Annotated in this window: 23 protein-coding genes and 1 pseudogene; 23 read left to right on the top strand and 1 reads right to left on the bottom strand. The window is 46.7% G+C overall.

Translation table 11 applies throughout. The annotated features are described in order from the left end of the window. From PCH02S_RS08045 to PCH02S_RS08055, 3 genes are all read left to right on the top strand, one after another. The coding region (locus PCH02S_RS08045) for an SbcC/MukB-like Walker B domain-containing protein (protein ID WP_281282257.1) at window positions 1-501 on the top strand (501 nt) is incomplete at its 5' end. 123 nt (window positions 502-624) lie between these two features. Next, window positions 625-1722, top strand: a complete 1098-nt coding sequence (locus tag PCH02S_RS08050) for a chymotrypsin family serine protease (protein WP_127451843.1) — start codon at window positions 625-627, stop codon at window positions 1720-1722. A 129-nt stretch (window positions 1723-1851) separates the two neighbouring features. Further along, entirely contained in the window at window positions 1852-3798 is a 1947-nt protein-coding gene (locus PCH02S_RS08055; protein ID WP_164819478.1) for a stalk domain-containing protein, read from the top strand. A gap of 61 nt (window positions 3799-3859) precedes the next feature. On the opposite strand, the gene PCH02S_RS08060 is transcribed toward PCH02S_RS08055, so the two are convergent. Next, complete coding sequence (locus tag PCH02S_RS08060) at window positions 3860-5782, bottom strand: FAD-dependent oxidoreductase (RefSeq protein ID WP_127451847.1); 1923 nt, start codon at window positions 5780-5782, stop codon at window positions 3860-3862. Between the two features lie 191 nt (window positions 5783-5973). Between PCH02S_RS08060 and rsgA the strand changes: the two genes are divergently transcribed. The 20 genes and pseudogenes from rsgA (at window position 5974) to PCH02S_RS08160 (ending at window position 21095) form a co-directional block, all read left to right on the top strand. After that, window positions 5974-7035, top strand: a complete 1062-nt coding sequence (gene rsgA / locus PCH02S_RS08065; protein WP_246068993.1) for a ribosome small subunit-dependent GTPase A — start codon at window positions 5974-5976, stop codon at window positions 7033-7035. Between the two features lie 85 nt (window positions 7036-7120). After that, on the top strand, window positions 7121-7432 hold the full coding sequence (locus PCH02S_RS08070; RefSeq protein ID WP_127451849.1) for a hypothetical protein: 312 nt from the start codon (window positions 7121-7123) through the stop codon (window positions 7430-7432). A 162-nt stretch (window positions 7433-7594) separates the two neighbouring features. Continuing rightward, window positions 7595-7945 carry a histidine triad nucleotide-binding protein gene (locus PCH02S_RS08075; protein WP_127451851.1) on the top strand — a complete coding sequence of 117 codons (351 nt, stop codon included), beginning with the start codon at window positions 7595-7597 and terminating at the stop codon, window positions 7943-7945. A gap of 114 nt (window positions 7946-8059) precedes the next feature. Further along, entirely contained in the window at window positions 8060-8233 is a 174-nt protein-coding gene (rpsU, locus tag PCH02S_RS08080) for a 30S ribosomal protein S21 (protein ID WP_029195880.1), read from the top strand. Window positions 8234-8241: 8 nt separating this feature from the next. Next, complete coding sequence (locus tag PCH02S_RS08085; protein WP_127451853.1) at window positions 8242-8685, top strand: GatB/YqeY domain-containing protein; 444 nt, start codon at window positions 8242-8244, stop codon at window positions 8683-8685. 138 nt (window positions 8686-8823) lie between these two features. After that, the gene (locus PCH02S_RS08090) at window positions 8824-9498 is read left to right on the top strand and encodes an NfeD family protein (protein WP_127451855.1); all 675 of its coding nucleotides are present in this window, start codon (window positions 8824-8826) and stop codon (window positions 9496-9498) included. Window positions 9499-9510: 12 nt separating this feature from the next. Further along, entirely contained in the window at window positions 9511-10503 is a 993-nt protein-coding gene (floA, locus tag PCH02S_RS08095) for a flotillin-like protein FloA (RefSeq protein ID WP_127451857.1), read from the top strand. A gap of 15 nt (window positions 10504-10518) precedes the next feature. Next, the gene (locus PCH02S_RS08100) at window positions 10519-10977 is read left to right on the top strand and encodes a hypothetical protein (RefSeq protein ID WP_127451859.1); all 459 of its coding nucleotides are present in this window, start codon (window positions 10519-10521) and stop codon (window positions 10975-10977) included. 159 nt (window positions 10978-11136) lie between these two features. Then, a complete protein-coding gene (gene yqfC, locus PCH02S_RS08105; RefSeq protein WP_127451861.1) occupies window positions 11137-11415 on the top strand; it encodes a sporulation protein YqfC in 279 nt (92 codons plus the stop codon). A 28-nt stretch (window positions 11416-11443) separates the two neighbouring features. Then, window positions 11444-12637 carry a sporulation protein YqfD gene (gene yqfD, locus PCH02S_RS08110; protein WP_127451863.1) on the top strand — a complete coding sequence of 398 codons (1194 nt, stop codon included), beginning with the start codon at window positions 11444-11446 and terminating at the stop codon, window positions 12635-12637. Window positions 12638-12643: 6 nt separating this feature from the next. Then, window positions 12644-13609, top strand: a complete 966-nt coding sequence (locus PCH02S_RS08115) for a PhoH family protein (RefSeq protein WP_127451865.1) — start codon at window positions 12644-12646, stop codon at window positions 13607-13609. 40 nt (window positions 13610-13649) lie between these two features. Next, window positions 13650-15878 carry an HD family phosphohydrolase gene (locus tag PCH02S_RS08120; protein ID WP_127452388.1) on the top strand — a complete coding sequence of 743 codons (2229 nt, stop codon included), beginning with the start codon at window positions 13650-13652 and terminating at the stop codon, window positions 15876-15878. Between the two features lie 33 nt (window positions 15879-15911). Beyond that, window positions 15912-16439: an rRNA maturation RNase YbeY gene (gene ybeY, locus PCH02S_RS08125; RefSeq protein WP_127452390.1), complete on the top strand. Its 528-nt coding sequence runs from the start codon at window positions 15912-15914 to the stop codon at window positions 16437-16439. Next, entirely contained in the window at window positions 16439-17143 is a 705-nt protein-coding gene (locus tag PCH02S_RS08130) for a diacylglycerol kinase family protein (protein WP_127451867.1), read from the top strand. The genes ybeY and PCH02S_RS08130 overlap by 1 nt, the downstream gene beginning before the upstream one ends. 16 nt (window positions 17144-17159) lie before the next feature. After that, window positions 17160-17588: pseudogene (locus PCH02S_RS08135) on the top strand (cytidine deaminase); the annotation flags it as partial. Between the two features lie 6 nt (window positions 17589-17594). After that, on the top strand, window positions 17595-18494 hold the full coding sequence (gene era / locus PCH02S_RS08140; protein ID WP_127451871.1) for a GTPase Era: 900 nt from the start codon (window positions 17595-17597) through the stop codon (window positions 18492-18494). Window positions 18495-18590: 96 nt separating this feature from the next. Further along, window positions 18591-18743, top strand: a complete 153-nt coding sequence (locus PCH02S_RS08145) for a YqzL family protein (protein ID WP_127451872.1) — start codon at window positions 18591-18593, stop codon at window positions 18741-18743. Window positions 18744-18788: 45 nt separating this feature from the next. Next, window positions 18789-19538 (top strand): DNA repair protein RecO, encoded by a 750-nt coding sequence (gene recO / locus PCH02S_RS08150; protein ID WP_127451873.1) that lies wholly within the window; start codon window positions 18789-18791, stop codon window positions 19536-19538. A 183-nt stretch (window positions 19539-19721) separates the two neighbouring features. Then, a complete protein-coding gene (locus PCH02S_RS08155; RefSeq protein WP_127451875.1) occupies window positions 19722-20537 on the top strand; it encodes a pyruvate, water dikinase regulatory protein in 816 nt (271 codons plus the stop codon). A 93-nt stretch (window positions 20538-20630) separates the two neighbouring features. Next, the gene (locus tag PCH02S_RS08160) at window positions 20631-21095 is read left to right on the top strand and encodes a YaiI/YqxD family protein (RefSeq protein WP_127451877.1); all 465 of its coding nucleotides are present in this window, start codon (window positions 20631-20633) and stop codon (window positions 21093-21095) included. The last annotated feature ends 27 nt before the right edge of the window (window positions 21096-21122 follow it).

Below are 21122 nucleotides of genomic sequence, written 5' to 3' on the forward strand. Positions count from 1 at the left end.
CTGGGCAAGCTGCAAGCTGTGCTGAAGGCGAACGCCTTTGTCGAGTATTTGGCCGAAGAGCAGCTGATGCAGGTCAGCCGTGCTGCTTCCGAGCGGCTGGGTGAATTGACACGGCGACGGTATGCGATTGAAGTCGACTCCGGCGGCGGGTTTGTCATCCGTGATGATGCCAATGGAGGCGTCAAGCGCCCGGTTAGCACACTATCAGGCGGCGAAACCTTCCTGACTTCGTTAGCTCTGGCGCTCGCGCTCTCCGCGCAAATCCAGCTCAAGGGCGAATATCCGTTGGAATTTTTCTTCCTTGACGAAGGCTTCGGCACTTTGGATCAGGAATTGCTCGATATGGTGATTGGCGCTTTGGAAAAGCTTCATATGGACAGCTTGGCGGTTGGCGTCATTTCGCACGTACCAGAGCTGCGAGCTCGTCTAGCCCGCAAATTAATCGTTCAACCGGCGGAGCCCTCAGGGCGTGGAAGCCGTATTGTGCTCGAAGAGCAATAACGCGCACGAGCCTTCACGATATGCCTATTTTAGCCTCCATTCTATGCGGTAGGTAAAATCATCAAGCCGATTCGTACAAGTTGGCATACACTGCAACATCATTTACGAAGAGGAGAATGGTGAATGGCTACTTTTCATGAGGCTTTGAAACATAAGAATAGAATTTCACCAGTTTTGTTGAAGCGTGCGGAAGTTGTTGCGGTTGGTGTAGGTTATGTGGACCCAAACAAACCTGCGCTAGGTTCAGGTGTCGTCGTGTACACCCAGAAGAAAATCGTTCCGTCTAGTATGAACAGCCTCAAAGGTGCGCTTGCCAAAGCGGGTTCGTCAGTACCCATTCGTTTTGTTTCTGCTGGGGAATTCAAGCGGCATGCTGCTGCTCCAAAACCGAAAGCAGCGAAAACGGGCGGCTTTCAAGGCAAACATCGTCCTGTTCCCGGAGGTGTAAGCTTGGGGAAAGTAGATCCGGAATCCACAGGGACAGGCGGTCTTATCGTAACGAAAAACAATCAGCTGTATATTTTGAGTAATAACCATGTACTGGTCAAAAATAACACATCAGCGTCAGTCACAACCGTACAACCAGGCCCCGCTGACGGCGGTCAAGCGCCAGAAGATACGCTTGGAAGGCTCTTTGAGTTCACCAAGTTAATCCCTAATGGAGTCAATTTTCAGGATTCTGCGCTTGCTAAGCCAACTTCGAACAGCTTGCTGAATCCGAGATATTTAATCAGTGCATCGGGTCGGCTGATTACGGTGCCAGGTCATGTGAAAACTTACCCTGTCGGGTTGCAGTTGATGAAGTCAGGACGTACAAGCGGATTTGTCAGAGGAACGATTGAAGCTAATCATGCTGACGTTCGAGTGACTTATGGAGGATCACTTGGCGAACTGACGTTCCGTAATCAATTGGTCATTCGCGGTACTAGAGGGCCAGTTTCCCTTCCGGGCGATTCCGGATCGGTATGGCTTCGTTCGAGTGATAACTTTGCTGCGGGGCTAAATTTCGCCGGGAGTGATAATGGCATGCTTTCGATCAGTAATCCGATCGATGTCGTCATGTCCCGCTATGGGGTGCGGACCGCTGTTCCTGCGGCCAGAGGCACATTCAAAGCAGGCGTAATTAGAGCGCATGCGGCGCGAGGAAGCCGTCCTCTCGTGAAGCCTCTCTCTGTAGGACAAGGCAAACGTATTCGCGCCGTGCGCGTTATTTCGAAGTAAGACAGAGCTGGAAAGGATACAAGTCCTTTCCGGTTCTTTTTTTTGCTAGATAGTGCTACTTTCCGCTCATATGTACGTATGAAGTATAGGCATAGCACATACCTGAAGGCTGAAGGGAGTCATTTCTTTTTGAAAAAAATATATAAAAAAATCAGCATCATGTCGCTCGCTGTCGGCCTATTGGCTGCCAGTTTGGCTAGCTCGCCTGCGCCTGTGCATGCAGATATCGTATGGGATCACTGGCAGAAAGCAGAAGCGCTGGTTGCCGGCGGCAATGAGGCGGAGGCTGTCTCGCACTGGCAGTTTCTTGCGGAACACTACGGGAGCTCCGGTGAATGGGAGAATGCAGCGCTTTTTTACGGGAAATTAGCTGCGTATTTCGATGCCACCCGAGATTATGAACAAGCCATCCAGTATTACGAATTGGAAAATGAGTGCTGGGTCAAAGCGGGCCGGGATTGGGGAGCCGTTAAGCTGCAGCGTGCGGATCAAATTCGGACAACTGTTGAGCTGTATAGACAGGAGCGCGATCAGTCCGCTATTCGGGAGCAAACCGTGCCTCCAAACGGCAAATTAGCCAAGTTTGAACCAGCCTACGGTACATATCTGGGGATGTATTCGGAACAGGATCCCAAAGTGGGCAACACCTTTTCAAAGACGGAATCTGTGTATGGTAAAAAGCACGCAATCTATTTGGCCTATGCGCATTGGGGTCAGAGCTTTCCGGCTATGTACGCGAAAAGAGCCAAGGATGCAGGTGGCGCGCTGCAGATCGCTTGGGAGCCGGATGATGGGTTGGACCCGGTAGCGGATGGCGCTTATTTGCGGAAATGGGCGCAGGATGCGAAAGCCGCGGGTATCCCGATCTTTTTGCGTTTTGCGGGCGAAATGAATGGTGCCTGGGTTAAATGGCACGGGAACCCCGCTCAATATATAGCGAAATTCCGCATGCTGCATGATGTGTTTGCGGCTGAGGCGCTGAATGTAGCGATGGTATGGAGTCCTGGGGACGTTCCTGCGAATGATATCGATCCGTATTATCCGGGTGACGGCTATGTCGACTGGGTTGGCGTCAGTTTATATATAGAGCCTTATGAAAACGGGGACCCGTCGCTGCCTTCCATGTTAGCTACAAGCAATGTAGAGAGACTTACAAGGCTCTATAGTACGTACTCCGATCGCAAGCCGTTAATGCTCAGCGAAACGGGTGTTCCGCACTACCAGTATGCGGCTGGAGAAGATTTTACGGAATGGGCGAAGCTCAATTTGCAGCGGCTTTATGAAATTATGCCCTACAAATATCCTAGGTTAAAAGCAATTACTTACTTTAATGTGAATCAAGGAATGAATAATGCCAAAAACGATTATTCCCTGTCCAGCTCATCAGATATCCAAAATTACTACTCCAAACTGATTGCCAATCCCTATTTGCTCTCGAAAGTGAGCGATTCCATTCAGCCAGCGGATGGGGTTGGGTATGTACCGGTCAATGCGGATCATCAGTTTTTTACGAAAAAAACCAAATTTGTACCTTTTATAAAAATACCCGAGGTTTACATTGGTAAAGTCGAGTACATCCTCAACGGACGAGTCATTGCTGCTCAGACTGAACTGCCCTATGGATTGGAATTGCGTGCTGGAGAAGTTCCTGAAGGTTCTGTTCTTCAAATCCGTGTATTGAACAAAGCAGGCAAGCAAGTCTCCCTGCGTACTTTTGGCATCTCGTCTCAGGTTTCTGTCGAGATTGATGGAAAAGATCAGGTTTTCGAGCAGGCGCCTGCCATCGTTAATGGATCTACACTCACACCGCTTCGCGCCATCTTTGAAGCCATGGGAGCGAAAGTGGAGTATGAAGCAGCGACAAGAACAGTGAACGCCAAAAAAGGGAACACAACTGTACGCTTAACGCTGGATCAGAAAACGGTCTATGTGAACGGTAAAGCCGTTCAACTGGAAGAACCCGCGCGGCTCGTAAACGGCTATACGCTTGCTCCAGCCAGATTCGTGGGAGAAACATTTGGCGGCAAAGTGGCATGGGATGGCGGCAGCCGGACCGTCACCATTTCAACAAAATAACGCCAGGTATATAAAAGGCTCCAGCCTTGACTTAACGTCAGTGCTGGAGCCTTTTTCAATCTTAAATGCTTTGCAGAGCTTGCTCTACTTCTTGAACAACCGCCAAGGCAGCCGTGCGTGCGCTTGAGAATGCGCGTTCTGCGAGTTCTCCTTTGCCCGTACAACCGTCTCCGCAGAAGTAGAACGGCACATTTTCCACGCGAATAGGGAGGAGATGGTTCGTTGAAATATTTTTCACGCTCGATACCATCGCTTTCTTGGACACCCTTTTCACTGCGGTGAAATCGCGCCAGCCCGGATAATGCTTATCGAACAAAGCTTCCATCTGCGTATTTTTATTCTCGAGATAGGATTTGCGTTGTTCGTCGCTTTCGAATTGATCGCTCAAGTAGGCGATACCTTGCAGCAGCTGTCCGCCTTCCGGCACTAACGTGTGATCCGTTGCGGAAACATCACTGATAAAGAGCTTGTTGTCCATGTCGCTAATATAGCTGAACGGTCTTGCAACTACCTTGCTAAGTCCTACGTCGTATACCATAACTTCAGTCGCCGTGTTGGACTCATATGGCGCCAAGAATGGTTCCCAAGCGGTGCCTTTCAACAATTTGACGACTTGCTGTACCGGCATGGCAAAAATCACTTTATCAAAGGCTTCTTCCCGGTTTTTTGTTTGAAGAACGAATTTGCGGTCTGCATAACGCAAGCTTTCCACGCCTTCTTGAATGGCGATTTCCCATCTGCCTGATGTTGTGAGTTTTTGCTTAAGTTGGTTGGTGATGACGGCCCAGCTTCCAAGAATATAGTTAACCGGTTTTGAAGAAAGAAACAGGTTATGGTAGTACTCGCTAATCACCGCACCGGATACATTACGCGCATCTTCAGGTGTGATGAAGAAGTTGGAACAAACGAGATGTTCCCACAGTTCTTTCACATCTTCATCGGCATTGGACTCAGCCAGGTAATCAGCCAAAGTAGCATAATTTTTCAAATTATGAATGTTTGCAATAATGGCGGCAATTTCCCCGACGAATCGAACTTTCTGCGCTGTGCTAAGCAAATCGGTTTTGAGAAGGTTGATGGCATCTAGCGGAGCGGTAGTCAGTTGATTGTGCTTCGCATAAACGACTTTCCGTTTATCTACTTGCTTGGAGGAGAAAGACAATCCCAGTTCCCGCTCCATGTTCGTAATGGTATGGCGATCTATTCCGTAAATGGCATGTGCACCATAGTTAAGTGTGAACCCTGCTTTCTCATAAGTGAATGCACGGCCGCCAAGCTGCGGACTGCGCTCAAAAAGGATACCTTCAACATGCGGATTCTCCGATAAATAAGCGGCCGCGGTTAATCCGGCTAAGCCGCCACCAATAATAGCTACTTTCATTTTGTGTTCCTCCTTGGGGACTGGTTCTAGCTGCAGCGGTGCATTAGGCTCGCTTACACGAATGCCTACCCACATCCAAGCTAAGTTGTTTTTCATCATATCGACTAAATCAGAATGCTCCTGGTTGCACCAAGTGCGAATCGTGCCGTTATACATGCACACCAGCAATTCTACTTTTTTCGGTTCAGGCAGCCAATGCAGCAAGCTCTCAGAGAGTACATTCAGCTGACGCTGTTCCTCCGTTTTTACGGTTTCATTTTGTAAGGATAAGGCTTGTAAACTGCGGATTAGAAGTGGTGAAACGCGAATATTAGACGCCAAGTCTAAAAATAAGCGGTTGATATGCCCTTCAAGCGACTGCACCTTGGAAGGAGTCATTTTCACCCATTCCTGAATCAGTTGGATTTGTTTGCTGTAAAGGTCAGCGATGATGGCGTCTTTACTTTTAAAATAATGGTAAAAAGTTCCTTTGGACGTTCCGGTTGCTGCAATGATGTCGTCAACAGAGACGTTCTCGTAGCCTTTTTCCATAAACATCGATAAGGCGACGTCCATCATGACATCACGCTTTTTGCGGGTGGTTGCCCTCATGAATTGGCTCATCCGCTCACTCCATTCCAACTATCGATTTATTCCTATTATATGCAAAATTAGACCGATAGTCTATAAGCGAATTGACCGATGTATAAATTGTTTATCAGGAAAAAATAATCTAAATGATTGTTTACCGTGTGATGGTGATATCCGTAGTCTATACTTCTTGTTAGAACCACATGAGAGGATGAATTTTACACTTGACCAAAGAAGAATTAGGCTGGAATTTATTTTTTGAAAAAGCATTTGAACCTTATCTGAAAGAAGGATACCAAGCTGGACGTGTATCCTTGGAACATAAACATATGTACCGCGTTCAAACGGAATCCGGTGAAGCACTCGCAGAGGTTTCAGGGAAGATGCGCCATCTTGCCGTTCGTCGCGAAGACTACCCTGCTGTAGGAGATTGGGTTGTTGTCTCTGTGCGTGAAGAGGAACAACGAGCAACGATCCATGCTGTTCTGCCGCGCAAGAGTAAGTTTTCCCGGAAAGTTGCCGGTCAAGTCACGGAAGAGCAAATTGTCGCTACTAACGTAGATACTGTATTTCTGGTTACTGCGTTAAATCTGGATTTCAATGTTCGGCGTATAGAGCGTTATTTAGTGCTCGCTTGGGAAAGCGGGGCAAATCCCGTTATTGTCCTTAGCAAAGCGGACTTATGCGAAGATCCGGAAGCACTTGCGGCGGAGGTAGCGGCAGTTGCGGTAGGCGTACCTATCCATATCATCAGCTCTGCTGAAAACAGAGGACTTGAAGAATTGGCTGCTTATGTAACACCGGGGCAAACAGTCGCGCTGCTCGGATCTTCAGGTGTGGGCAAATCTACCTTAGTGAACCGTATTTATGGCAAAGAAATTTTAGAAACCGGAGATATTCGTGAAGGCGATGACAAAGGGAAGCATACGACGACTCACCGCGAAATGATTGCGCTGCCTGGAGGAGGTATCCTCATTGACACACCTGGCATGCGCGAGCTGCAGCTTTGGGATGCGTCCGAGGGTTTGAGCACGTCCTTCCAGGACATCGAAGAGCTGGCAGAGATGTGCTATTTTCAAGATTGCAAACATGAAAATGAACCGAAATGTGCTGTAAAAGGCGCATTGGAGGAAGGCACACTTCCGCAAGAACGATTTTCTAACTATGTAAAACTGCAGAAGGAGCTCGCTTATTTGGCGCGCAAAGAAGATAAAGGGCTTCAAGCTGCCGAGAAAGCGAAATGGAAGAAGATCCATCAATCTTTGAAAAGCCAGATCAATCGTTAAACTGTTTTTGCAAATCATTCATGTGTGCAAAGTAGCCTTTTGCCTAGAGCTGAATATGCTGTAGAAAAAAAGGAGGAATGAGCCCATGAAACATCCTGAAATTCATGAGATTTGCAAAAAACATATGTACCGCTATGTCAGTGTAACGATGACGAACGGCGCTGTTTATGACGGCATTGTCGAAAATGTGGATGACGACAATCTATACTTAGCTGTGCCAATTGGCAGTATGGATCATGAACAAATGAGAGCGTTCCTGCCCTACGGCGGTTATCCGTTTCCGTTTTATGGCTACCCGTACCCAGGATACGGATATGGATTTGGACGCCGGAGATTTGCAAGGCAAGTACTGCCATTAGCCGGTTTACTAGCTTTATCATTACTTCCTTATTATTAATAGAAATTCAATTTTTATCGGGAAATCTCGCCTTGCAGCAGCGGGGTTTCTTTTTTTTGCTATTGTTCCTTGTATTAGGACGGAATGGGTTGGATTTTTTCACGCGTTTCCGATAAAATTAAATCTATAGATTTTTAAGAAAGTGGAGGGAATAGCCCATTTATGAGTGATTGTATTTTTTGCAAAATTGTTGCGGGGGAACTGCCCTCGAAAAAGGTGTTTGAGAATGAGGAAATTCTAGCATTTCATGACATTCAACCTGCCGCCCCGATCCATGTGCTCATTATTCCTAAGAAACACATTGCCTCACTGGCGGACGCGCAAGCAGAAGACTGGTCTACTATTGGGCAAATGCAAGCGGCTGCTGCGCAAGTTGCTAGAGAACTAGACGTTGAAGAGTCAGGTTATCGTGTCATCACAAATGTGGGTGCAAATGCGGGGCAGATTGTTCACCATATCCATTATCATTTGATGGGCGGCGCGCGTTTAGCTCCTTTAGGCGTACATAATTAGGGCCAACTTTAGGGAAACCTAACTATTCGATTGACACCCTAATTACTATCACCTATAATGAGATTTGATGAACCGTTTGATCCTAGATGGTCTGTTCGGAGGGAGGGAAATCTGTTGTCAGAAACTCGAGTTCGTAAGAACGAAACTATAGATGCTGCACTTCGTCGCTTTAAGCGTTCCATCGCTAAGGATGGCATTCTAGCAGAAGTTAAGAAACGTAAACATTATGACAAGCCTAGCGTTAAGCGTAAGCTTAAATCTGAGGCTGCTCGCAAGAGAAAGTTCTAGGAGGCAATATGAGCTTAAGCGATCGATTGAACGAAGATATGAAGCAAGCGATGAAGAGTCAGGACAAGTTCAAACTCTCTGTAATTCGAATGGTTAGATCAACAATTAAGAATTCTGAGATTGATCTGAAAAGATCCTTAGATGACAATGAAGTGCTTGACGTACTAACTCGTGAAATCAAGCAGCGTAAGGATTCCCTCCAAGAATTTACGAAGGCCGGCAGAGATGATTTGGCCGAGAACCTGCAGGCAGAACTTGTCATTCTAGCTGAGTACATGCCGCAACAGCTTTCTGAGGAAGAAGTGAAAGCCATTGTACAGCAGACCATCCAGCAAATTGGTGCTTCTTCCAAAGCGGATATGGGCAAAGTGATGACGGCATTGATGCCACAGGTTAAAGGACGCGCTGATGGTAAGCTTATAAATCAGTTGGTCCAACAATTATTGGGATAATACTTAATTATGTTTGAATGACAAGACCGAGCGGATACAATATCCTCTCGGTCTTTTTATTTTCCTGCAAAACGAAACAGTTTATTGGGTAAAGACGTACATATTAATGATAAGGAACAATCAGGAAAGGAGTGGAAGATGATGTTTGCAGAAAACTTATCGGCCTTTCTGACCCATCCCATTACCGCGACCGTGTTATTGATGGTCGGAATTATTGGAATCGCTTTAGAGCTTCTTTTTTTCAGCAGCGGTTTACTTGCGTTAGCAGGGGTAGCTGGTTTTGCGCTTTATTTTCTCGGGTTTTACTTGGCGGGGTTTGCCGGGTTCGGCGACTTGGCCGTGTTTGGGATTGGCTTAGTGCTTCTTATCTTGGAACTGGTCGTTCCCAGTTTCGGGATTCTGAGTGTGCTGGGTGCCATATGCCTTTTTGGCGGGGTGCTGCTCGCTTCTTCGAACCCTATGGATGCCGCGGTCATGCTGGGAATCGCGTTATTGGTAGCCATCGTTGTCATTGCCTTTGCCATTAAAACTTTTAAACACCGCGGAGTGTGGAATCGTTTTATTTTGAAGGAGCAGCTGACAACGGACAAGGGCTTTACGTCCAGCCCGGACAGAACGCATTTAATAGGGCTTACAGGGCAATCGGTAACGCCATTGCGGCCGGCTGGCACAGCGATCATTCAAGGAGAACGTGTAGATGTCGTGACGAACGGGAGCTTTATTGCGAATGCCAAGGAAATTATCGTTGTAGACGTTGAAGGGGCTCGTGTTGTTGTGCGAGAGATTGAAACTAATCATGCAAATCATCTTTAGGAGGTAAAATGAATGAACATTGAACCAGGATTATATTTGGTACTACTTGCGGCTATCATCATTATTGCGCTCTCGATACTGCTCAGTGTTGTTCCGGTTATGTTGTGGATTTCAGCCCTAGCATCAGGTGTGAGGATTAGCATTATTACTTTAATTGCCATGAGACTGCGCCGTGTTACACCAAGCAGAATCGTGAATCCGATGATTAAAGCGACCAAAGCCGGTCTTGATTTAAGCATTAATCAGTTGGAGAGCCACTTCCTTGCCGGCGGTAATGTCGACAGAGTCGTGAACGCCCTGATTGCCGCCCACAGGGCCAAAATCCATTTGGAATTTGAACGTGCGGCAGCAATCGATTTGGCGGGCCGCGATGTGCTGCAAGCCGTACAGATGAGTGTCAATCCGCGTGTCATTGAAACTCCGAACGTTTCAGCCGTTGCCAAGAATGGAATTGAAGTCAAGGTTATTGCCAGAGTGACGGTGCGCGCGAATATCGAGCGTTTAGTCGGCGGCGCCGGGGAAGAAACCATCATTGCCCGCGTCGGCGAGGGGATTGTTACCACGGTTGGTTCCAGCGATTCACATAAAGATGTTCTTGAGAATCCGGATCTGATTTCCCGCACGGTACTTGGCAAAGGATTGGATGCCGGTACGGCTTTTGAAATTCTGTCTATCGATATTGCAGACGTTGATGTCGGGAAAAACATCGGTGCACATCTACAAACGGAACAAGCGGAAGCTGACAAGCGTATCGCCCAAGCGAAAGCCGAGGAAAGACGGGCTATGGCGGTTGCGGCTGAACAGGAGATGAAAGCTAAGGTCGTAGAGATGCGCGCGAAAGTAGTTGAATCGGAATCCCAGGTGCCTCTTGCGATGTCAGAAGCACTGCGCACCGGCAAACTAGGTGTCATGGACTATATGAATCTCAAAAATATTGATGCAGACACCCAAATGCGCTCAACGCTCGGTAAAATCAACGACGGGAAGAGCGAGAAAGACTCCTAGGCATGAGGTGATTGCATGGAACAGCTCATTGTATTTTTATTTAAACATTGGTATTTGGTTATTATTGCGATTACTTTTTTGTATCAACTTCAGAACAAAGGGCGCCGAGCGAGTCAAAAGGGGCAGAGAATGGGCATGCCGACATTTGGGGAGTCCCCAGGCCAAGCTCAGCGGCGTCCTGAGGCCAGGGAATTGGAGCGGAGGGGCAATGCTCCATCCGAGCCCTCGGGAGCCTTACGAGACGAACTCCGTCGTCCTAGCGCGTCTCAAGATGCAACGTCTAATCCAAAGACGAAAGTTTCTCCTTTCAGTTCCCCTAAGCAGGCGGAAATAGGCGGCTCGTCCGTTTATGCCGGCGATCTTACAGCACCAGCTCCATTTCCAGAGTCACCTAATCAAGATCAGCTTCTGCAGGGTGTTGTGTGGTCTGAAATTCTGGGCCCTCCACGGTCGAAAAAGCCTTATCGCAGATAGCAGCCAAAGCAGCAGGCACCTCTCTCGAGCAATCGGGAAAGGTGCTTTTTGTTTTCCAGTTTTTTCACATAAATCCCGGGCAAACCGCATAATTTGGTAGAAAGCTATGCGACTTTTCTGTCGTTATGATCATCCAGTCAGAGGGGGTAGTGCCCAGCTATGCGTCGCTTGAGCCGCAAATGGAACCAGTTCACGGCCAAAATTCTGGATCTTCCCCAGGATGTGGTGCAGGACTTGCCGCGAATCACGATGATCGGCAACGTGCAGCTTTATGTGGAGAATCACCGGGGCGTACTCCATTTTTCCAGTGAAAGCTTAAAGCTTGAGTTAACGAAAGGGACGCTAGAAGTGTTCGGTAAAAACTTGGTCATTCGAGCGATTCTCTCGGAGGAAGTTTTTATTGAAGGCTTGATCGATGATGTCAGATATATACCATAGATGAAAGATTGGGAAGGGGAGCTGGGTTATGAAACAATCGATGTTCATTGCCCGTTTGCGCGGGTATGTGCGCATTCAAATTCGGGGAACTGGATGTGAAAAGTTGATTAATCCCATGATGGAGAAGGCGTTCTCCATTTGGGATATTCAAGCTGCCGAGGACGGCAAGCTCGAACTTAATATTCTGATTAAAGATTTCTTCAAGCTTAAGCCGCTGCTCAAACGGACAGGCTGCCGGGTGCATGTCCTAGAGCGGTACGGGCTTCCTTTTTTTATGGAGAGATTGGGGCGCAGGAAGGTCTTTCTTGGCGGGATAGCCGCCTTTATTATCGGGTTATACGTATTGACCTCCCTCGTCTGGCAAATAACCGTCGAGGGCAATGACCGGATCTCGGAAGCGGAAATTTTGCAAGCGGCCTCCAAACAAGGCATACATATGTATCAGTGGAAATTCCGGCTGAAAAAGTCGGAGGATTTATCGCGAGAGATACAAGGGATGCTGCCTGGAACGGCATGGGTTGGCGTCGAAATACGCGGCACCCATATCACGATTAAAGTCGTTGAAGCGACGATACCGGATAAACCGGATCTTAAGAATCCGCGAAATCTCGTTGCAGCTAAAAACGCGCTTGTGACAGAGATTTTATCTGAGAAGGGCAAACCGATGGTAAAGCCCAATACGTATGTGAAAAAAGGGGACGTGCTCATTTCAGGCACGATCGGAGATGAGCAAAATAGCCAGGTGGTCGTGGCTAGCGGCAAAGTAAGAGGTGTCGTTTGGTATACCTCCCGAATTGAATCTCCGCTTACGAAAACCTATAAAGCTTATACAGGAGAGGCGACTAATCGCAATTATCTTGTTTTCGGTACGAGAGCTTTACAAGTTAGCGGTTATGGTAAACTGGAATATGAGCATTCTGAAACGATTCCGGAACGTAAAACTTTGGCCTGGCGTTCCTTTACATTGCCTATCGGTTGGTTGCATGAAAAGGTCATGGAGGTTGAAGTCGTAGAAGAGCCCATTGATCCCGCGATCGCGAAAAAGACAGGCCTGGAGCAGGCTAGAGCGAAGTTGCTCGGTGCTTCAGGGCCTGATGCTAGACTCGTAGGTGAAAAAATTTTGCATGAAAAATCAGAGAATGGTAAAATTTATATAGACGTGCATTTTGAAGTCGAAGAGAATATCGCCGAAGAGCAACCAATTGTCATACGAGGAGAATGAGACCTGTTGGTAGAAAACGCACAATCCGTAAAACTAACATTGAAAAACCCGAACGAAGGGCTGGCATTGTTTGGTCCCCAGGACAAGTTTCTGCATGTGATTGAGAGAGAGATTAACGCGCAAATTTTTACGCGTGAAGCCGAAATAACGATTCAAGGTCCGGCTGCGGAAGTGAATTCGCTTCAGCAGCTTTTTGAGGTTCTTCTACAGCTCATCCGCAATAACTACACGTTGACAGAGCGGGATGTGCTGTATGCCGTTGAGCTCGCCAAGCAGATGAAAGCGGATCAATTGCTGGATTTGTTCAAAGGTGAGATTACGACAACGCACCGCGGTAAACCGATTCGCGTCAAAACGATTGGACAGCGGAAATACGTAGAGACGATCAAGAAGAAGGATATCGTATTTGGAATTGGACCTGCCGGTACAGGCAAAACCTATCTGGCTGTCGTACTCGCCGTCACGCGCCTGAAAGAAGGCGCTGTCAAAAGAATCATTTTAACGCGGCCAGCGGTTGAAGCAGGGGAAAGCCTGGGCTTTTTGCCAGGCGATCTACAGGAAAAAGTTGACCCCTATTTGCGCCCATTGTATGATGCTCTTAATGATGTCTTGGGTCCTGATCAGGTAGCGAAATCTTTAGAGCGCGGTCTGATCGAAATTGCTCCTCTGGCGTATATGCGCGGGAGAACCCTGGACGATTCATTTATTATTCTAGATGAAGCCCAAAATACGACACCTGAACAAATGAAAATGTTTCTGACACGGCTCGGTTTCGGATCCAAAATGGTCATTACCGGTGACGTGACGCAAATCGATTTGCCTCGCGGCAAGTCATCAGGACTTGTAGAAGCTGCTCGAATTCTTGATGGGATTGAGGAGCTTGGCTTTATTTACTTCGATGAGCAGGACGTTGTGAGACATTCACTCGTTCAGAAGATCATTGTGGCCTACAATGCTGAGAAGGAAAAGTAACTGTGCTGGTTTGTCAGGTAGAGAGGAATGACCTTCCGTGATGAAAAATGAAGTGCAAATGAAAGGTAAATTTCATTACCAGCTGAACGGATGGAAATACAGTACGGGTATTCGGATACTGTTGTTTCTCTTGCTGGCTTTAGTTTTCTATATATCTCTTTATGCAAAGCTCGTTCCTCAGGTTTATGACATTGAGCTGGGAACAACCAGTGAAACAACGATTTATGCGCCAAGGCAAATTGAGAACGCGATAGCGACGGAACAAGCGAAAGAAGATGCGGCGAAGCGGGTTCAGCCTGTTTATCGCATCGTAAATCTCAAAAATGATACGATGATTGACGCCATTTATGATAAGTTATTACAAATTAATGCCGACGAAGAAGTAAAATTCGATGACAAAGTAAGCATTTTCCGTCGTGTCATTCCTCAGTTGATCAGTGATTTGGAGAATCAGTCGATTAAATCGCTCAGCACAAGCGCTCAGTACAATGAAACGTTGATTGAGCAGATCCAACAAGGTTTGGCTGAGCAGCAGTATCCGCTTCCTGAGGAGTCTTACTTCAAGCTTCCTCGCTTGACCAAGGACGACTTGACGGCCATGCGCCCTGTAACCAAGGACATCGTTACGAAGCTGATGAACGATCAAATCCTTGATGCTCAGACAGCAAGGGCGAAAGTTGCTGAGATGGTGAATACGTCGAACCTGGCGAAAAATACGATGCGTGAAATGGTTACAGAGATTGCCCGGGCTGTTATCACGCCGAATAAGTTCTTTGATCAGAAGGGTACCGATGATGCCAAAGGACAAGCTAGAGAGAATGTGAAACCGGTGTACATCAACAAAAATGATGTGCTCGTGAAAGTCGGAGATGTTATCACCGAAGAGATTTATGCAAGATTGGACAAACTGGAATTGCTCAAAAGCAAAGCGAATCACTTGCCTCAAATTGGTTTAGCGATGCTGTCCGCTTTATTGTCTTTTGTTGTTTCTATGTTCGTCCGGCAGAGCCAGCTTGCTATTAAATACAATAACTCTCAGCTTCTGATGCTGATTTTGATTTTTTCAATCAATATCACGTGTATGAAAATCATCTCACTTGTCCAAAACTTGGACTATCCGTTTATCGGCTACCTGGCACCTACTGCATTAGGAAGTATTTTGATTGCCATTTTATTGGATTCTCCGTTGGCTTTTATTTCATCGGTCTTATTCTCTTTAATGGCAAGTATTATTTTTAATACGGAGCATACGCTCCTTTTTGACTTCCGTTACGGGCTAGTGTCCTTGGTGATTTGTTTCAGTGCGGTATTTACGATTCAACGAGCCAGCCAGCGGGCTACGATCTTGAAAGCGGGCCTGATGATTGCCTTTTTCGCCATGCTTACGATTACATCCATGCTGCTTATGGAAGACCACTTCCAGCAGCGGGAAGCGATCATGTCGCTTTCCTTCGCCGCTGCCGGTGGATTATTAACCGTTGTTTTCGTTATTGGCTTGCTGCCGTTCTTCGAGGTTGCCTTCGGCATTCTTTCACCGCTTAAGCTGGTGGAGCTTTCGAATCCGAATCATCCCTTGCTGCGAAAGCTGCTTACGGAGACTCCTGGAACGTACCATCACAGTGTCATGGTCGGCAATTTATCTGAGGCGGCTGCTGAATCCATCGGTGCAGACGGACTTCTCTGCAGAGTCGGCTCCTATTATCACGATATCGGCAAGACGAAGAGACCAAGTTATTTTATCGAAAATCAGACCAATATTGAGAACCCGCATGACCGCATTGATCCGAATTTAAGCAAATCGATCATTATCGCCCATCCTCGTGATGGCGTTGAGATGCTGAAGGATTACAAAATGCCCAAAGCGATCAGAGATATTGCGGAACAGCATCACGGCACAACGCTGCTGCATTTTTTCTATCACAAAGCGGTGAAACAAGCCGAAGAAGAAGGCAGCGAGAAGGAGATCCGCGAAGAGGATTTCCGTTATGCGGGGCCTAAAGCACAGTCTAAGGAAGCCGCGATTGTGGGAATTGCTGACAGTGTTGAGGCAGCCGTTCGTTCATTGCGCAATCCAACATTGGAGCAAATTGATTCCATGGTGCACAAAATCATCAAATCCAGATTAGATGATGGTCAGTTCAATGAATGTGACATCACGCTCAAGGAACTGGATAAAATCGCCAAAACGTTGAACGAGACCTTGCTGGGCATTTTCCATGCGAGGATCGAGTATCCGAACGAACTGTCGCCTAAGAAAACAGGGACATAATGAATTGACAGGAGGGTGTCGCATATGGCAAGTATGGATTTAACGCTAGAGTGGAGCAGCGAGCAGGAAGTGAAAGAGATCACACCGGCTTTTATAGAGAAAATTGAGGAATTGCTTCGTTTGGCTGGTGAGCTTGAAGGCGTTACAGCCGGTGAAGTTGCCCTCACATTCGTAGATGATGAAGCGATCCAAGAGCTAAATAAGCAGTATCGTGATCTGGATAAACCTACCGATGTGCTGTCTTTTGCCATGAGCGAGTTCGGCGAAGATGAGATTCAGATTAACTATGAAGATAATGAGCAGGATAGCGGAGAAGGATCCGAAGATGATGAGACAGTGTCCGAAGCGTTCATTGAACCGTTAGGAGATATTATTATTTCGGTTCCGCGTGCAATTGCTCAAGCGGAAGACTATGGACATTCCGTAGAACGCGAACTCGGCTTCTTGTTCGTACACGGTTTCTTGCATTTGATCGGCTACGATCACCAAAGTGAAGAGGAAGAAAAGATTATGTTTGGCAAGCAGGAGGACATTTTGCAGAAAGCAGGTTTAACCCGCTAATGTCAGACGGCTTCCGTAAATGGCGCAGAAGCTTCCGATATGCCTATGAAGGAATCAAATATGCCTTAGATACGCAGCGCAATATGAAGTTCCATTTTTGCGTTGCTTTTCTTGTTTTGTTGGCTGCTTTGTTTGCACGATTGCCCAAAACGGATATTCTGTTTATCTTACTAGCCGTAACCTTAATGATAGTAACAGAATTGATTAATACGGCTGTGGAAAAGACGGTGGATCTGGCGATGCCGGATCGCCATCCATTAGCCAAGATCGCAAAGGACGTCGCCGCGGCGTCCGTCTTGGTGTCCGCCGGTTTTGCTGTCATCGTTGGAATGATTGTGTTCTATGAACCGATTGATCAGCTTCTGCGTGCATCCAGGACGCATGATACGCAGATATCCGCAGGGACAATTTGGGTACTCATCGCCTTGGTCATTCTGACCGTCATTGTCATCGAAACGCGGTTTTCGGACAAAGGGAAATTAGTCCGCCCAAGTTTATTAACGGCAATAGCTTTCTCGATCTCCACGGTTATTGTCATATTCGTCTCACAGACGATTGTTGCGCTGCTGGCGTATACGCTCGCTGCACTTATATTTATTATGCTGTACGACAAAAAGACACGTCCATTTCCTGCGCTTTTTCTAGGTGCGCTTATTGGTACGGTTGTCACAATTCTAGCTTTATCTTGCCTAAACATGTTATAACGTTACTAATACAGAAAGAAGGATGATGGCCATGAATCACCAAGAACTCATTCAACACGCGAAAGAAGCGATGAAGAGAGCTTATACGCCATATTCTCATTTTAACGTAGGCGCGGCTCTTCTGGATGCGGATGGTCATGTTCATTATGGCTGTAATGTAGAGAATGCCGCATACGGTCCTACGAACTGCGCTGAGCGAACTGCGCTTTTCCGCGCAATTGCAGACGGTCACAAAGCAGGCTCCTTTCGGGCCATTGCTGTCATGGGCGACACCGAAGATCCGATTTCGCCTTGTGGCGTATGCCGACAGGTACTCGTTGAGTTATGCGGGCCGGATATGCCCGTTTATCTTGGTAATCTCAAAGGCGATTTTGCTGAAACAACCGTTTCCGCTTTATTGCCGGGTGCTTTTACAACGAAAGATTTGCATTCAAATGGAGGATAATTAGAAGTGGCTAAAAAAGAATTTAAATCAGGCTTTGTCGCAATCATCGGACGTCCGAACGTTGGGAAATCAACGTTGATGAATCAAATCATCGGACAAAAAATCGCCATCATGTCAGACAAGCCTCAAACAACAAGAAATAAGATCCATGGTGTATATACGTCAGGAAATGGGCAGATTGTCTTTTTGGATACTCCGGGTATTCATAAGCCGACTTCCAAATTAGGCGATTATATGAGTAAAGTTGCTCATGGCACCCTTGGCGAAGTAGATGCTGTTCTTTTCCTTGTAGATGTCGTTGACGGCATTGGCGGTGGAGACAGATATATTATTGAACAGTTAAAGCATGTTGAAACACCGGTTATTTTGGTCTTAAACAAAATTGATCTTGTGCAACCGGAAGCATTGCTTGCCATCATCACACAGTACAAAGATCTATATAACTTTGCAGAAATTGTTCCTGTTTCCGCACTCAAAGGTAATAATGTAACGACGCTTTTAGAGCAAATTATCAAATATTTGCCGGAAGGGCCGCAATACTATCCAGCTGATCAGATCACTGACCATCCGGAGCAGTTCGTGTGCGCAGAGCTTGTTCGCGAGAAAATACTGCATTTGACCCGCGAAGAAATCCCGCATTCCATTGCTGTGCAAATCGAGGACATGCGTGTTGAATCCAACGGTGTTGTGCATATTTCCGCAGTTATCTTTGTTGAACGCGACTCCCAGAAAGGTATTGTTATCGGGAAACAAGGCAGCTTGCTCAAAGAAATCGGTCGGCAGGCCCGTAGAGATATCGAAACGCTGCTTGGCTCCAAAACCTTCTTAGAGCTTTGGGTAAAAGTCAAGAAAGACTGGAGAAATCAAGACAGGGTGCTGAAGGATCTCGGTTTCCGCCACGACTAATTATCGATTACCTATGAGTTCCAGTTATTTGTCCGCATAGAGAAGCTTACTCTGCACATCCTATGAACATCACGTTCGATGGGGAGGATGCTGAACATGAAAGATTTTTCGTGGACGTATTTTTCAAAGACCGGTGATGTAGATGCCTATCTTTTGTACAAACAAGTTACCGGGCAACCCGGCATGGACACGGATGTACAGGAAGAGGATCAAAGTAATGAAGAGCCGCTCGAAGGTCTGAATTTGTAAGCGAACGATTCGTAAACTCAGAGCGGCACACATGGGGGAAATCATTTGCTGCGAAGTGTACAGGGGATCGTACTCCGTAGTATGGACTATGGAGAGGGGAACAAGATCATTAGTCTGTTCACCCCCGAGCTGGGTAAGGTTGGAGTCATGGCTCGGGGTGCGAAGAAAGTGAAAAGTAGACATGCCGCCGTTACGCAGCTTTTTACGTACGGCGATTTTGTTTTTTTTAAAACGCGCGGCCAAATGGGATCTTTGAATTCTGCGGAAATCATTGAAGCGCATCACGCTTTGCGAGAGGATTTGCACATGTCCGCACATGCTTCTTATTTGGCTGAAATGACGGACCGCATGCTTGGCGATGAAGAAGGCAGTACGTATCTGTTTGAGCAGCTGAAAGCGGGCTTAATGGCGATCGAAGAGGGCAAGGATATGCAAATCGTTGTTCACCTCTATGAAATGAAAATGTTTGAGTTGGCCGGTTATTTGCCTGTCACTGACGCTTGTGTTTCTTGCGGTGAAACCTCAGACATCACGCACTTCAGCCCTTCCATGGGCGGCACACTATGCAATAGATGCCGTTATAAAGATACGGTCGCAATTCGTGTTGGAGAAGGCGCGCTCAAGCTGCTTAAATTATTCCCGCGCATGGATATGCGCAGACTTGGCGCCGTGCAGGTCAAGGACGAAACGAAGGCACAACTTAAGACATGCATGAGGACTTATATGGATATACATATTGGTGTGAAATGGAAATCAAGAGACTTTATCGAACAAATGGAAAAATACAATATATAAACTTGGTCTTATTTGACATGTGTTGTTCGCTTTGATATGATGTGGTGGAAAACACCTCGCCTTTGTGCTGTCCGCATATCGGTGAGTTTTTTTATGCTTACGTTCTGTTCGAATCTACTTCACATACAAATGCTAATGTAGGGCCTGGTCCCTGCTGATATGGTTGAAAGGGGCTATAGGAAAATGGATCATCCATTACCTACTCGGGTTTATGTCGTTTCTGACTCTGTCGGGGAAACAGGGGAGTCTGTTGTACGCGCAGCTGCCATGCAATTCCATCCCGTTCCTGTGGAGATTGTTAGGGCGCCGTTTATTCATGATATCGAAGGCATCGATAAAGTCATTAATGCGATTCGCATTCATGGCGGTATCGTTGTTTTTACCTTGGTCATACCGGAACTTCGTGACGATCTGATTGCCAAAGCCAAAGAACACGGCATCCCGCATATCGATCTTCTTGGACCCGTGGTAAACACCTTGGGGCAGGCCTTGCGCCAAGAGCCGCGTAGACAGCCAGGCATGATTCACCCGCTCGATGAAGATTATTTTAAGAAGGTTGAAGCGGTTGAGTTTGCGGTTAAATATGATGATGGCCGAGATTTTAGCGGTATTCAAAAAGCAGATATCATCCTTCTCGGTGTGTCGCGCACGTCCAAAACGCCTTTATCCATGTATTTAGCACACAAAAGATTTAAAGTGGCTAATGTACCCTTAGTGCCTGAAATGCAGCCTCCTGCTGCTATCTATACGGTTTCAAAGGATAAAATTATCGGCCTTCGGATTGATCCGGATAAGCTGAATGTTATTCGCCAGGAGCGGCTTCGCACACTTGGACTTGCAGAAAATGCAACCTACGCGAATGTAGAACGTATTAAGATAGAACTGGCTTTTGCTGACAAAATTATGAGCAAAATCGGTTGTGTTATTTTTGATGTCTCGAATCGCGCCGTAGAAGAAACGGCAAGTCTGGTTATGGATCATATTGAACATGTCCAGTAAGGTTTTATGTTTCTACTTGCAGGATTTTTTAGAAGTTCATCGTATATAATAGTACGGTGAGATTTCGTCAAAAAAGGGCGTGGGCTGAACCGTATGGGTGCGAGAAGTATAATCGTTGATGCCGATGCTTGTCCCGTGAAGTCCGAAATAGAAGAAGCAGGCAGGCAGTTCGGTGTACAAGTTGTTCTAGTTGCTTCGTTTGATCATCGGATGAAGACGAACCCTGGTGTTAGGGTCGTACAAGTGGATCGCTCCGATCAATCCGTTGATTTGTACATCGCCAATCAAATTAAGTCTGGTGATATTTTGGTGACGCAGGATTTCGGTCTCGCAGCGCTTGGTTTAGCAAAAGGCTCGTATTGTTTGACGAATCGGGGTCAGGAATATACGGACAGCTCGATTGATTTCTTATTGGATCGTCGTCATACTTCAGCAAAAATGCGAAGAGCGGGCAAGCATTCAAAAGGGCCAAAACCCTTTACGGATGAGGATCGTAAATATTTTCTACATGGTTTGACAAAACTTTTAAAAAAATTGCAGGAAATCGAAAAAGAGTAGCGAATAGTACTTAGTCGGAAAAGCGAC

Origin of the sequence: Paenibacillus chondroitinus NBRC 15376, assembly GCF_004000765.1 — a bacterium.
GTDB lineage: Bacteria > Bacillota > Bacilli > Paenibacillales > NBRC-103111 > Paenibacillus_E > Paenibacillus_E chondroitinus.